Origin of the sequence: Micromonospora sp. CA-248212, from assembly GCF_050948405.1 — a bacterium.
In the GTDB taxonomy this organism is placed as follows: Bacteria; Actinomycetota; Actinomycetes; order Mycobacteriales; family Micromonosporaceae; genus Micromonospora.
Genome location: NZ_CP192023.1, coordinates 3,925,873 through 3,939,160 on the forward strand (window position 1 = coordinate 3,925,873; position 13,288 = coordinate 3,939,160).

11 protein-coding genes are annotated in these 13,288 nt (G+C 73.7%); 6 read left to right on the top strand and 5 right to left on the bottom strand.

Annotated features, from left to right (window positions below):
• The gene (locus tag ACQP03_RS18815) at window positions 1-984 is read right to left on the bottom strand and encodes a zinc-dependent alcohol dehydrogenase (protein WP_357169589.1); all 984 of its coding nucleotides are present in this window, start codon (window positions 982-984) and stop codon (window positions 1-3) included.
• Window positions 985-1,077: 93 nt separating this feature from the next.
• On the opposite strand from ACQP03_RS18815, the gene ACQP03_RS18820 reads away from it, so the two are divergent.
• Together ACQP03_RS18820 and ACQP03_RS18825 are read left to right on the top strand one after the other, a co-directional pair.
• Window positions 1,078-1,881 (top strand): CDP-alcohol phosphatidyltransferase family protein, encoded by an 804-nt coding sequence (locus tag ACQP03_RS18820; RefSeq protein ID WP_433457716.1) that lies wholly within the window; start codon window positions 1,078-1,080, stop codon window positions 1,879-1,881.
• Entirely contained in the window at window positions 1,878-3,620 is a 1,743-nt protein-coding gene (locus tag ACQP03_RS18825) for a sulfatase-like hydrolase/transferase (RefSeq protein WP_357169587.1), read from the top strand. Before ACQP03_RS18820 ends, ACQP03_RS18825 begins: the two co-directional genes overlap by 4 nt.
• Before the next feature lie 92 nt (window positions 3,621-3,712).
• Here the strand turns inward: ACQP03_RS18825 and ACQP03_RS18830 are convergent, their stop codons facing one another.
• Complete coding sequence (locus ACQP03_RS18830; protein WP_357117773.1) at window positions 3,713-4,306, bottom strand: helix-turn-helix domain-containing protein; 594 nt, start codon at window positions 4,304-4,306, stop codon at window positions 3,713-3,715.
• A gap of 74 nt (window positions 4,307-4,380) precedes the next feature.
• On the opposite strand from ACQP03_RS18830, the gene ACQP03_RS18835 reads away from it, so the two are divergent.
• From ACQP03_RS18835 to ACQP03_RS18850, 4 genes are all read left to right on the top strand, one after another.
• On the top strand, window positions 4,381-5,943 hold the full coding sequence (locus ACQP03_RS18835) for a bifunctional NAD(P)/FAD-dependent oxidoreductase/class I SAM-dependent methyltransferase (protein WP_357169584.1): 1,563 nt from the start codon (window positions 4,381-4,383) through the stop codon (window positions 5,941-5,943).
• Between the two features lie 206 nt (window positions 5,944-6,149).
• The gene (locus tag ACQP03_RS18840) at window positions 6,150-7,808 is read left to right on the top strand and encodes a hypothetical protein (RefSeq protein ID WP_357169581.1); all 1,659 of its coding nucleotides are present in this window, start codon (window positions 6,150-6,152) and stop codon (window positions 7,806-7,808) included.
• Between the two features lie 123 nt (window positions 7,809-7,931).
• Window positions 7,932-8,693 carry a methyltransferase domain-containing protein gene (locus ACQP03_RS18845; RefSeq protein ID WP_357117764.1) on the top strand — a complete coding sequence of 254 codons (762 nt, stop codon included), beginning with the start codon at window positions 7,932-7,934 and terminating at the stop codon, window positions 8,691-8,693.
• 162 nt (window positions 8,694-8,855) lie between these two features.
• Window positions 8,856-10,250, top strand: a complete 1,395-nt coding sequence (locus ACQP03_RS18850; RefSeq protein WP_357169578.1) for a dihydrolipoyl dehydrogenase family protein — start codon at window positions 8,856-8,858, stop codon at window positions 10,248-10,250.
• 7 nt (window positions 10,251-10,257) lie between these two features.
• Here the strand turns inward: ACQP03_RS18850 and ACQP03_RS18855 are convergent, their stop codons facing one another.
• From ACQP03_RS18855 to ACQP03_RS18865, 3 genes are all read right to left on the bottom strand, one after another.
• Window positions 10,258-11,025 carry a nucleotidyltransferase domain-containing protein gene (locus ACQP03_RS18855; RefSeq protein WP_357117756.1) on the bottom strand — a complete coding sequence of 256 codons (768 nt, stop codon included), beginning with the start codon at window positions 11,023-11,025 and terminating at the stop codon, window positions 10,258-10,260.
• A gap of 339 nt (window positions 11,026-11,364) precedes the next feature.
• Window positions 11,365-12,720, bottom strand: a complete 1,356-nt coding sequence (locus ACQP03_RS18860) for a hypothetical protein (protein WP_357117753.1) — start codon at window positions 12,718-12,720, stop codon at window positions 11,365-11,367.
• 6 nt (window positions 12,721-12,726) lie between these two features.
• On the bottom strand, window positions 12,727-13,221 hold the full coding sequence (locus ACQP03_RS18865; RefSeq protein ID WP_357117750.1) for a hypothetical protein: 495 nt from the start codon (window positions 13,219-13,221) through the stop codon (window positions 12,727-12,729).
• Window positions 13,222-13,288: the final 67 nt, after the last annotated feature.

Here is a 13,288-nt window from a genome sequence, read left to right on the forward strand (position 1 = left end):
TCACTCCCCGTCGTCGTAGGTGATGAGGTGGCAGAGCGCGGGCAGGTCACCCGAACTCAGTCGGGCGAGTACGTCGGGTAGCTCCGTGAACCGGGACGCGCCGGTGATCAGCGCGTCGAACGCCGGGTCGTCGAGCAGGTCCAGGGCCAGCGCCAACCGGTCGGTGTAACTGCGACGACCGCGCCGCGCGGGCGCGACCATGCCGACCTGGCTGCTGCGCACGGTGAGCCGTCCGGAGTGGAACGCCCCACCGAGGGACACCTGCACCTGGCGGTCGCCGTACCAGCTCAGCTCGACCACCGTGCCCTCGGGCGCGAGCAGGTCCAGCGCCTGTTGCAGGCCGGCGGACGTGGCGCTGGCGTGCACCACCAGGTCCCGGTCGCCGGTCGCGTCGGCGGGTCGGGCGAACCGGACGCCGAGCGCCCCGGCCACCCCGGCCCGGCGGGCGTCGGTGTCGACCAGCTCGACGTCCACACCGGGGAACCGCGCCACCAGCGCCGCGACGCAGCAGCCCACCATGCCCGCGCCGATCACGCTGACCCGGTCGCCGAGCAGGGGCGCGGCGTCCCACAGGGCGTTCACGGCGGTCTCCACCGTGCCGGCGAGCACGGCGCGGGCGGGCGGCACGTCGTCGGGCACCGGCACCACGGCGGTCGCCGGCACGACGTACGCGCTCTGGTGCGGGTGCAGGCAGAACACCGTACGCCCGAGCAGTTCCGGCGGGCCCTGTTCGACCACGCCGACGCTGAGGTAGCCGTACTTGACCGGGCCGGGGAAGTCGCCCTCCTGGAACGGGGCGCGCATCGCCGCGTACTGGTCGGCGGGCACCCGACCGGCGAACACCAGCGTCTCGGTGCCCCGGCTGACCCCGGAGTAGCGCGCGCGGACCAGCACGTCGTCGGGGCCCGGGGCGGGCAGTGGCACCGGCCGGATCTCCGCCGCGCCGGGCTCGCGCACCCAGCAGGCGTACGCCTCGCGGTTCACCCTCGTACACCTCACCTTTTGTCCCGGTCGAACCGAACGGCCCTGATTTCCGTGTTCCCTGTCGGGGTCGTCGATCATAAACACGGAGGTACGGTGCCCACAGTTCGAAGCGGCCCGGTGATCGGGCTCACCGCACAACTGGTCGTGCTGGCGACGCTGGCCGCCACCGTGGGTCTGGACAAGGCGGGTTGGCTGGCCGGCGTCGGCTACGCGGCGGTCACCTGTCTCGCGTTGAGCCGGGGCCTGCACCTGTCCGGCGCGTCCCGCCTCGGCCCCGCCGACCGGGTGACGTTGGCCCGGGGCGTCCTGGTCGGCGCGGTCACCGCGCTGGTCGTGGACTCGTTCGACCGCCCGACGCCGGTGGGGCTGCTGGTCGCGTTGAGCGCGGTGGCCCTGCTGCTGGACGCCGTGGACGGCCAGGTCGCCCGGCGCACCGGCACCGCCAGCGCCCTGGGGGCGCGCTTCGACATGGAGGTCGACGCGTTCCTCATCCTGGTCCTCAGCGTCTACGTCGCCCCGGCGGCCGGAAGTTGGGTGCTGGCCATCGGCGCGATGCGGTACGCCTTCGTCGCGGCGAGCGCGGTCCTGCCCTGGCTGCGGGGCACGTTGCCGCCACGCTTCTGGCGCAAGGTGGTGGCCGCCGCCCAGGGAGTGCTGTTGACGGTGGCCGCCGCGCGGGCGCTGCCGGAGCAGTGGACCACGCTGGTCCTGGTGGCGGCGTTGGCGCTGCTGGTCGAGTCGTTCGGCCGGGACGTGGCCTGGCTGTGGCGTCGCCGCCCGGCGCCCCGGCCGGCTCGCCCGCTGCTGCCGGTGCCCACGCCGACGCTCCCGGTGCCCCGGCCCGCGCTGGCGGCGCGCTCCGGCGGTACGGTCCACTCCGACTGGAGGCCCCGATGACCCTCGCACCTCGGCGACGCCGGCTCGCCGACCGGTTGCGCGGGCGCTCCGCGTCGACCGGCGACGCCGCTGGTCGTACTCCCGTGGTGTCGCCCGCGTCGCGCGGCCCGGCGCGGCGGGCGCTGCGGGGGGCGGGCACGGTGCTGGCGGTCCTGCTGGTGTACGTGGTCCTGGTCGGACCGGACCGCCTCGGTGAGCTGACCCCCGGCGCGCTCGTGCGGATCCCGTTGGAGGGTCTGCTGGTGGCCGCGCTGCTGCTGGCGCTGCCGGCGCGACCACGACGGATGGTGGTGGCCGTGCTCGGGCCGCTGCTCGGCCTGCTGGCCATCGTGAAACTCGCCGACCTGGGGTTCCGCACGGCCCTCGACCGCCCGTTCGACCTGGTGCTGGACTGGCTGTTGCTGGACGACGCGTTCGGCTTCGTCCGGGACTCGGCGGGGCGGGTCGGCGCGCTCGGCGCGCTGGTCGGCGTCGTGCTGCTGATCGGAGCGCTGCTGGTCGTGGTGACCGTGGCACTGCGGCGGCTGGCGTCGCTGCTGGTGGACCACGAGCGGACGGCGACGCGGGCGGTGGCCGCGCTGACGGTCGTCTGGGTGGTCTGCGCCGTCGCCGGGGCGCGGATCGTCCCGGGTGTGCCGGTGGCCGACGCCGGGACCACCGCGCTGGTGGGCGCGCACGCCGAGCAGGTGGACGCGCGGCTGCACGACGGGAGCCGGTTCACCGCCCAGATCGACGCCGACCCGTTCCAGGACGCCCCGGGCGAGCAGTTGCTGACCGGGTTGCGCGGCAAGGACGTCGTCCTGGCCTTCGTGGAGAGCTATGGGCGCGACGCCGTCGAGGACCCGGAGTTGGCGCCGCAGGTCAACGAGGTGCTGGACGCCGGGACCGCGAGCCTGCGCGCTGCCGGGTACGGCTCACGCAGCGGCTTTCTCACCTCCCCCACGTTCGGCGGCGGTAGTTGGTTGGCGCACGACACCCTGCTGTCGGGTCTGTGGACGGACAACGAGCAGCGGCACCGCAGTCTGCTGGCCAGCGACCGGCTCACCCTCAACGGCGCGTTCCGCCGGGCCGGCTGGCAGACCGTCGGGGTGCTGCCGGCGGCGACCCAACCCTGGCCGGAGAAGGACTTCTTCTCGTACGACCGCTACTACGACACCGAGGCGCTCGGCTACCGGGGCCCGAAGTTCGCCTACGCGCCGATGCCCGACCAGTACACGCTGTCCTTCTTCCAGCGGCACGTGCGCGCCGACGCGGACCGTCCGATCATGGCGGAGATCCCGCTGATCTCCAGCCACTCGCCGTGGACGGCGGTGCCCCGCATGATCGGCTGGGACGCGGTCGGCGACGGCTCGGTCTACCACGGCGACGCCGGGGCGAAGGACGGCGGTAAGGACGACCGGGACACCGGCCGGGTACGGGCCGGCTACCGGCAGGCGATCGCCTACTCGCTCCAGTCGCTGATCTCCTACGTGCAGACCTACGGCGACGACGATCTGGTGCTGGTCTTCCTGGGCGACCACCAGCCCGCTCCGGTGGTGACCGGCGAGGGCGCGAGCCGGGACGTGCCGATCACGATCGTCGCCCGGGACCCGAAGGTCCTCGAACAGATCACCGGGTGGGGCTGGCAGGACGGCCTGCGGCCGGGTCCACAGGCGCCGGTGTGGCCGATGGACTCCTTCCGCGACCGGTTCCTGACCGCCTTCGGGTCGTCGACGCCGCCGTTGGCCGCACCTCGCTGAGCTGTTCGGACCTACGCATGATCGACCCGAGGTCGCCGATGTCGGGGTGTTCAGCTGGCAGGGAAACCGCGACATCGCCGATGTCGTGATGATCATCGTTCGTCGGACGCGGCGGGGCGGGCGCGGACGTGCAGCCGCTCCCCCTGCGGCCCGAAGAGGCTGAGCGCCTCGGCGGTGCCCGGCCCGGGGTTCATGATCAGGTGCGGGATGCGGGTGTCGAACTCGGCGACCTCCCCGTGCGTCAGGATCAGGTCGCGGTCACCGAGCACCAGGCGCAGTCGACCCGAGAGCACGTACAGCCACTCGTACCCCTCGTGAACCTGCGGGGTTCGTCCCCCGGCGGTCGGATCCGGCGGGAAGATCTGCTTGAACGCCTGCAGGCCGCCGGGGCGGCGGGTCAGCGGCAGATGCGTCACGCCGTGGATCACGATCGGCTTGGGGCGTACGCGGGGGTCGCCGGTGGCCGGGGCATCCACCAGCTCGTCCAGGGCCACCTGGTAGGCGCGGGCCAGCGGAAGCAGCAGCTCCAGGGTGGGCCGGCGGCTGCCGGACTCGAGCCGGGACAGGGTGCTCACCGAGATGCCGGTCAGGTCGGCGAGCTGGGTCAGCGTGGTGCCGCGCTGGTGGCGCAGAGCCCGCAACCGGGGGCCGACGGCGGCCAGCGCGGCGTTGTCGTCGTTTGCCATAACGGCAACGATACTTGCCATCCTGGTGGCGGCGACGGATGGTGGGCTCAACCGACGAAGAGGGAGACATTCCGGTGGACGAGACGTACGACGTGGTGGTGGTGGGCGGTGGCGCGGCCGGGCTCAGCGGCGCTCTGGCGCTGAGCCGCGCGCGGCGGTCGGTGCTGGTGATCGACTCGGGCGAGCCGCGCAACGCGCCCGCCGACCGCGTGCACAACTACCTGGGCCGGGAGGGGACGCCGCCGGCCGAGCTGATCGCCGCCGGACGCGACGAGGTGGCCGGGTACGGCGGGCAGTTCCGCAACGGCCGGGTCCGTACCGTGACAAGGGAGGACGACAGCTTCCGGATCGCCCTCGACGACGGCGACGCGGTGCGGGCCCGCCGGCTCCTGGTGGCCACCGGGCTCACCGACGAGCTGCCCGACGTGCCCGGGGTGGCCGAGCGGTGGGGTCGCGACGTGCTGCACTGCCCGTACTGCCACGGCTGGGAGGTTCGGGACCGGCGGATCGGCATCCTGGCGACCGGGCCGATGGCCGTGCACCAGGCCGAGATGTGGCGGCAGTGGTCCTCCGACGTGCTGCTCCTGCTGCACGACGCGCCAACCCCGGACGAGGAGACGGCCGAACGGCTCGCCGCCCGGAGCATCCCGGTGGTACCCGGTCCGATCGCCGCGCTCGAGGTGACCGGGGACGCGCTCAGTGGTGTCCGGCTCGCCGACGGCCGCGTCGTGGCGCTCGACGCCGTCGTGGTCGCCACCCGCACGTCGCCCCGCGCCGACCTGCTCGTGGGGCTGGGTCTCGCCCCGGAGGAGGTGACGATGGGCGGGCACGTGGTGGGCACCCAGATCCCCGCCGACGCCACCGGCGCGACGACCGTTCCGGGCGTCTGGGTCGCCGGCAACGTGGCCGACCTGCGTGGTCAGGTCATCACGTCCGCCGCCGCCGGGCTCATGGCCGGGGCGGCGATCAACGCCGACCTCATCGCCGAGGAGACCCGGGACGCGGTGACCGCGTACCGGCAGTTGGTCGCCACGACCTTCGAGGAGCCGGCCTGGGAGGAGCGGTACCTGTCGAAGCCGGCGGTGTGGAGTGGCCGCCCGAACCCGCAAGTGGTCGCCGAGACCGCCGATCTCAGCCCCGGGCGGGCGCTGGACGTGGGCAGCGGTGAGGGCGCCGACGCGGTGTGGCTGGCCGAGCGGGGTTGGCAGGTGACGGCCGTGGACATCTCGACCACCGCCCTGGGTCGGGCCGCCGAGCACGCCGAGGCCGCCGGAGTCGGTGACCGGATCGAGTTCCTCCACGCCGACCTGCGCGACAAGCCGCCCGCTGAGGAGGCCTACGACCTGGTGACCGCGCAGTACATGCACCTGCCGCCGACGCAGCGGCGGGAGTTGTTCGCCCACCTGGCCGCCGCGGTGGCCCCGGGCGGCGCGCTGCTGATCGTGGGCCACCACCCGATGGACCTGTGGACGTCGAGCCACCGGATGCACATGCCGGACATGATGTACACCGCCGAGGACGTCGCCGCCGACCTGGACCCAACCCACTGGCAAGTCCAAACCACCGCAACCCGCTCCCGCCCCGGCCCGCACGACATGGTCCACCACGACGCGGTCCTGCTGGCCCGCCGCCGCTGACCCACCCCCCAACCCGTCACCGTCGATCATGGAGTCGTGGTGAATGACAAGAGCCGCCAATCAGGGCCTTCCGGGCACCACGACTCCATGATCGGCGAATGAGGGGTGCGTGCCTTCGCACGGGGGTGGGCTCGGCGGTAGCGTTGCGCCACACTCACGGCCCGCAGGGCGGTTGACCTTGCGCCCGACCGTACGGAGGATGGTGCATGTCCATCGGCGCTGAGCCGCTCGCAACACGCGACGATGCGGCCTCGCGGCCGAGCTTCGAGCTCGCCCTGCGCGGCTACGACAAACGCCAGGTGGACCGGCACCTGGAGCAGCTCGACGGGCAGATCGCCATGCTCAGCGGCGAGCACGGGCGGTCGGCGGTACGGGTGCGTGAGCTGACCGCCGAGGTGCAGCGGCTGCGGGCCGAGCTGGCCGAGATGCACGAGCAGCCGGTTCAGGTGGACCGCGCCTCGTTCCAGGATCTGGGCCCGATGGTGGGCGAGATACTGACCCTCGCCGAGAAGCAGGCCGCCCTCATCACCGAGTCGGCCGCCGACCGCGCCAACGAGCTGCGCACCGAGGCGGAGCGAATCCTCGCCGACACCCGTGAGCGGGCCGCGCAGGCACGACAGGATCTGTCCGAGGAGGTGGCCGCGCGGCGCAGCGAGCAGGAGCAGGCGTACGAGGAGCGCCGCGCCGTGGCCGAGGCCGAGTTGACGGCGATCCGGGAACGCGCCGAGCAGTTACGCGCCGACGGTGAGGCCGCGCACGAACGCGCCCAGCACGAGGCGAAGCGCATCACCGAGCAGAGCGCGCAGCAGCTCAACCAGACCCGGGTGGCTGCCGACGCGCTGATGAAGTCGGCGCGTACGCAGATCCAGCAGGAGGTCCAGGCGGCCCGCGCCAAGAACCAGCAGGAGATGGCGCAGTGGCAGGCCGGCGTGGAGCGCGAGGTCGCCGAGTGGCGCAGCGCCGCCGAGCAGGAGATCGCCGAGTTGCAGGCGGCCTCGCAGGAGGAGCTGGCCGAGCAGCGCAGCTCCACCGAGCAGCAGATCGCCGCGCTGCTCGCCGAGGCGCAGCAGCACGTGACCGAGCTGCGGAACCGGGCCGATGAGCAGGCCGCCAGCCACCAGGAGCAGTTGACCGCGCTCCAGCAGGAGATCGAGGAGCGCCGGGAGGAGTCGGCCCAACTGCACGCCGAGTTGGAGACCGCCCAGCAGCAGCTCGCCGAGGTCCGCCAGGAGGGTGAGACCCTGGAGAACGAGCTGTCCCGGATGCAGCAACGGCTGAGCGAGGTGCGTCGCGACCTGACCGCCGAGGCGACCCGGCTCGACGAGGCCCGGCGGGCCGGCGACTCCGCCGAGCGGCACGCCAAGGAGGTCCGTGCCCGGGTGCAGCGGGAGGCGAAGCGGGTGGCCGACCTGGCCGCCGCCGCCGTGATGGCCGCCGCTGCCGGTGGTACGGAGACGGCCGAGTATCCGATGGTCGGTCCACGGTCGAGTCGCGCCGCCGCCGACCCGATCCCGGTCGACCGGGGCGCGGGCGACGGCGCCGAGACCGGGCGGGCCGACGTCGAGGGCGCCGGTGACGACGAGGCCGAGGCCGAGCAGGCGCGCGTCGAGGCGGACCGGGCCGGTACCGACGAGACCGGCGACGAGGCGGTCCACGCCGATGCCGCGCACGCCGACGACGACCGGGCCGACGACGACCGCGCCGATGGCGAGCGTCCGGCAGGCACGCCGCTGCGATACCCGGTGGGGCCGGCCGACCGCACGCCCACCCACGAGCCCATCTTCACCCGGCCCGACGCTCCGACGCCCGTACCGTTCCTGGCCTTCGGGCAGCCGGTCAGCGACAACGGCACCGCCCGGCACTGACCGGTCGTCCGGGCCCGGGGCGCGTACGTTCTCCGGGCCCGGTACGACCAGGGTTCGACGATCTTCACCGAACCCACACACCGGCTGCGCCGCACGCCCACGAGTCGATGGTGGGATGGGCGGATGAGCCAGCTCACGAGTGCGGACCGGATCGCGTACCTGGACACGGCCGCGGCCACCCCGATCGGTCGCGACTACAAGAGGCGTGCCGTCGACGCTCTCGACCTGCGGCCGGGGCACTGCGTGGTGGACGTCGGCTGCGGGCCAGGCACCGACCTGGGGCGGTTGGCCGATGCGGTCCGGGCCGACGGCCTGGTGGTCGGCGTCGACCGTGACCCGAGGATGCTCGCGGAGGCGGGTCGGCGGCTGGCCGACCGGCCGCGGATCGACCTGCGCGTGGGCGACGCCCACGCGCTTCCGTTGGACGACATCAGCATGGACAGGGCCCGGATCGATCGCGTCCTGATGCACGTGGAGGATCCCGCGGCGGCGTTGGCCGAGGTCCGCCGGGTGCTGCGCCCGGCGGGTGTGCTCGTGGTGACCGAGCCGGACTGGGACACCCTGGCCGTCGCCGACGAGGACGTGGCCACGAGCCGCCGCTTCGCCCGGTTCGTGGCGGGGCGGGTGCGGAATCCGACCGTCGGTCGGGAGCTGGTCCGGTTGTCGGCGCGAGTTGGCCTGCGGGTGCGATCGGTCGAGGCGATCGCCGTCGTCTTCGAGGACTTCGGCACGGCCGATCAGATCCTGGGGCTGCGGCGCAACTCCGCCCGTGCGGTGGCGGCTGGCGAGATGGTCGACCGGGAGGTCCGGCCGTGGCTTCGCCGTCTTGCCGCCGGTCCGCTGCTGGCGAGCTTCACCCTCTACCTGGTCACGGCCGAGGCCTGACGACCAACGGCCACCCCTCGCCGCCCTGGTACGCCACCTGCATTCGCCGGGAACCGCCCCGGACGTCCCGTCGGAGCTGGCAGGCTGGGCTGGCCGACACGCACCGACGACCGCCGGCCCGGGTGGCGACGACGAGCACCCCGTGGCCGCGAAGGAGCGCCCGTGACCGACCAACCGGAGGACTTCGACCTGCTCGTCGTGGGCGGCGGCAAGGCCGGCAAGACGCTGAGCATGGACGTGGCCCGCTCCGGACGCCGGGTGGCGATGGTGGAGCGCGGCATGATCGGCGGGAGCTGCATCAACGTCGCGTGCATCCCCACCAAGGCGCTGGTGACGAGCGCGCGGGCGGCCCACCAGCTACGGCACGCCGCCGCGCTCGGCCTCGCCGTCGAGGGTGGGCGGGTCAACATCGACCTGCTGCGGGCGCACAAGCAGGACGTCGTCGAGGGGATGGTCGCCGCCAACCGGCAGCAGTTCCTCGACTCGGGTCTGCACCTGGTGATCGGTGCGGCCCGGTTCGTCGCCGATCGGACCGTTCGGGTGCAGCTGGCCGACGGGGGTGAACGACTGCTGCGGGGCGCCGACGTGGTCATCAACACGGGCACCCGCCCGCATCTGCCGTCCGTGCCCGGGATGGCCGAGGCCGGAGTGCTGACCAGCAACGACCTTCTCCGGCTGGATCGGCTGCCGGCACGGCTGGTGGTGCTCGGCGGCGGGACCGTCGGGGTCGAGTTCGCGCAGATGTTCGCCTCGTTCGGCAGCGCGGTGACGGTGATCGAGGGCGGCCCGCAACTACTCAGCCGCGAGGACCCCGATGTCGCCGACGCGCTGATGCGGGTCTTCCTCGCGGACGACATCGACGTCCGCGTCGGCGTGGCCGTCGCCCGGGTCGACCGCGACCCCGACGGGACGCTCCGGGTCACCCTCGACGACGGCAGCGTGGTGACCGGTGACGAGGTGCTGGTGGCGGCCGGCCGGGCGCCGGTCACCGACGGGCTGGGGCTGGACGCGGCCGGTGTCCGGCTCGATGAGCGTGGCTTCGTGCTGGTCGACGAGTATCTGCGCACCAGCGCCGAGCGGACGTGGGCGGCCGGGGACGTCGCGGGCAGCCCGCAGTTCACGCACGTGTCGCTCGACGACTACCGGATCATCCGGGCGAACCTGGCCGGCGAGCGGCGCAGTACGTCCGGGCGGCTCGTTCCGTACACCGTCTTCACCACCCCGGAGCTGGCGCGGGTCGGTCTCAGCGAGAGCGACGCGCGCCTTGCCGGATACGACGTCGAGGTGGCCCACCTGCCGGTCGCCGCGATCCCCCGCGCCCGCACTCTGCGCGAGACCCGGGGCATGTGGAAGGCGGTGATCGACACCCGCACCGACCTGATCCTGGGCGCGGCGCTGCTCGGCCCGGAGTCGGGTGAGGTGATCACCTCGGTGCAGTTGGCCATGCTCGCGCGGATGCCATGGGCCGCGCTGCGGGACGCGATCATCACGCATCCGACCATGGCCGAGGGCCTCAACCTGCTCTTCGCGTCATTGCAGAGCCGACCGGTGCGCTGAGCACAGGTCAGCCGGCGATCTCGGCGCGTACCCGTTGCTGGAAGGCGCGGGCCTCGGCGCCGGTGGGCGGTGGACCGCCGTGCCGGGCGGCGATCGCCCGACGGATGACCTCCGCGGGATAGCCGGTGTCGACGAGCCGCCGACCGGCGTCCACCTTGGACAGCCACACGCCGTCGCGGTGCCGCACCAGCGAGCGGCAGGCGCCGAGCACGGCGTCCTCGGTGCCGGGCGCGGGCCGGTCGTCCGGCGGCGTTGGCAGGGCCAGCCACCAGGTCAGCGCCTCGATCAACAGGCGACGCAGGTCGGCCGGGGCGAGGTCGGCGAAGACCTCGGCCGCCGGCGGACCGAGCAACGCCAGTCCGCTCTGGCGCAGGATGCTGCGGTCCAGCCCGTACCAGAAGCGGCCGTCGGCGCTCGGCCGATCGGCCGGGTCGAGGGTGCGGCGGAACGGCATGGCGCGTCCAGTGTTCAGCTCGACCTCGAAGCCGGGTTCGGGGCTGCCGGCCGCCGCCACCGCCCGCCGGTAAACGACCAGTTCCAGCCCGCGCGCCGGACAGGGCAGGGACTCGTGACGAAGCCGCGCCACCAGCGTCCGCTTGACGGTGTCGGTGAGCGGGCCGGCGCAGACCAGCGCCACGTCCACGTCGCTGCGGCCGGGCTCGTACGCGCCGAGCCCCACCGAACCGGCCGCGTACGCGCCGACGAGATCGTCGCCGAGGACCTCCCGGGCGGTGGCCACGAGATCGTCGAGGTAGCGCGTCAGAGCGGAGTCCACGCGCCCATCCTCGTCTGCGGGCGCGGACGCGCCCAGGCCGGGTGGTCAAGGTCCTCCGTCGAGCCGAGGCGGAGTCCAGGCGGTGGGCCGGCGGTGGGCCGCGCCCCTGCGGGTCGACGGCGGACGGCGCCGACGGCGCGGCCGACGGCCGACGGCGGACACCACATTGAGCGTGATGCCTGTGAGTCATCAAGATGACTCACCGGCATCACGCTCATTGGAGCGGGTGGCTCCGATCCGGCCGGACCACGGGCCCGCGAGCGACGCGCCACCAGCGGCCGAAGCGGCCGGTCGCCGTCCGGACCCTCGGCAGGCCGGCCAGGGGCTTTGACCCTCGGCCTAACCGGCGTAGAGCAGCAGCAGGCCGGCGACGGTGTAGGCGACCATCAGCGCGAGCAGCGGAAGCTGACCGGCGACCGCCCGCGCCCGGGGGAACAGGTACAGGGCGCGGTCGTGGGCGAGCAGCGTGCCGAGCAGGTGCCCGACGACGATGACGGTGATCTGAAGATTGGCCACCCCGGACGGGGTCACCAACGCAGTGTGCGGTTCCCAGCCGGCGGTGCCGAAGACGTCCGCGCCGGTGTGGCGGGGGTCGGAGAGCAGGGCGAGGGTGCGCTGACCCTCCAGGATCAACAGCGAGTAGTAGTGCGCCACCACGTAACCCACCGCGATGGGGACGATCGAGTGCGCGATCTCGCCCGGTACGCGCCGCGCCCCGACCGCGCCGGCGTCCGCCGGCTCGGTGCGGCCGACGCGGGCCGCGACGCCCGTGGCGGCGAGGTACGCCACGGCGACCGCCCCGATCACCAGGACCAGTCCCGCGCTGCCGGTGACCACCGGAGGCAGCCCGTTCTCCTGGGCGAAGCGCAGCCAGACCGGCGCGTTGGAGAGGCTGTCGAACATCGTCGAGCCGAGCAGCACGATCACCACGGCGACCAGCCCGGGGCGGGGCCGCAGCCCGGCGATCCCGTCGAGCGGGTTGCGCCACACCAGCACACCGTCGGCGGCCCGGCCGATCGGAGCGAGCTGGCCGACGAGCGCGCTGTAGACCTCGAACGGGTCGGCCCGGTCGAACCACGCCGCGCCGAACACCACGGCGCCGGCCAGCATCACCACGGCGTACCCGGCCAGCCACGCGGTGATGACCGGCAGCGTGGCCCGGTCCGGCGCGACCAGTTCGAGCCAGACGAACCCGAAGAGGGTGAGCGCGGCGGGCCAGAGGCCCAGACCGGCCGGCAGTTCACGGACGCCGCGCGCCGGGTCGCGCCGGGCCGCCAGCGCGCCGAGCAGATGCACGGTACGCAGCGGGTTAACCGCCCGCCACACCGGACCGAACAGCAGCGAGACGGGCACCAGACCGACCCAGAGGAGCACGTAGAGCACTCCGGCCGTCGGGTTCTCCGGGGTGTCCGGCCCGGCGAGCAGGCCGACACCGAACCAGCCGGCGCCGAGCAGGCCCAGTACGCGCAGCGCCCACCGGAACGTGGGGGCGTCGACGAGGCGGGCCAGCCGGTCCGGCACCGGCCGACCACCTGAGGCATCACGGTCCAGGCGTGGCTCCCGCCAGAGCACGCCCAGCGCGACGAACGTGACGACCAGGGTCAGAGCGGCGGCAACGACGAGCTCGGGCAGCGTGATCGGGAGGTCCTGACGGCCGCCGACGCCGTGCGCCAGCAGCGTGGGTGCGGCGGACATCGGAGATCAGCGGACGACGAGCTGGAACAGCACCAGCTCGGTCTCGTGCGTCTCGACCTCGAACAACCCGGTCTTGTCGGCCCGGAACTCCACCGAGCCCGGTGTGCCGGCCGGGAGGCGGGCGCCCAGGTCGTAGCCGTGCACGTGCAGCTCGTCGGCGACGTCCGAGGTGACCGTGATCCGGACCGACTGGCCCTTGTTCACGGTCACCCGGCCCGTCGGCGGGGTGATCCGTCGCTTGGCGATGGTCACGGTGATCTCCCGGTCGACGGCGGCGGGGGTACTGGCCGCGGGGGTGGGAGTGGGGCTGCCCGCCATGGTCGGCGCGACGGAGGGGGTCGGCGCGACGGCGGTTGTCGGGGCCGTCGAGGGGGCGGCCACGGACGGGTCGCCGTTCTGGCCACAGCCCGCGGCGAGCACGGCGGTGAGCAGACCGGTGACCAGCAGGGCGGCGGGGCGGGCGGTGAGGCGGGCGGTGGGGCGCGAACCGGGGACGGACACGGGTGAACTCCGAACGACGCGAGGGGGACGGGGTGTCGAGGTGATCGTCGGAGGGTGAACTCTACGT

Bases quoted from the DNA above. Each gene is read 5' to 3' on its own strand.
- ACQP03_RS18845 (WP_357117764.1), top strand. From the start codon at position 7,932: ATGAGCCAGCTCACGAGTGCGGACCGGATCGCGTACCTGGACACGGCC.
- ACQP03_RS18830 (WP_357117773.1), bottom strand. From the start codon at position 4,306: ATGGCAAACGACGACAACGCCGCGCTGGCCGCCGTCGGCCCCCGGTTG.
- ACQP03_RS18840 (WP_357169581.1), top strand. From the start codon at position 6,150: ATGTCCATCGGCGCTGAGCCGCTCGCAACACGCGACGATGCGGCCTCG.
- ACQP03_RS18825 (WP_357169587.1), top strand. From the start codon at position 1,878: ATGACCCTCGCACCTCGGCGACGCCGGCTCGCCGACCGGTTGCGCGGG.
- ACQP03_RS18860 (WP_357117753.1), bottom strand. From the start codon at position 12,720: ATGTCCGCCGCACCCACGCTGCTGGCGCACGGCGTCGGCGGCCGTCAG.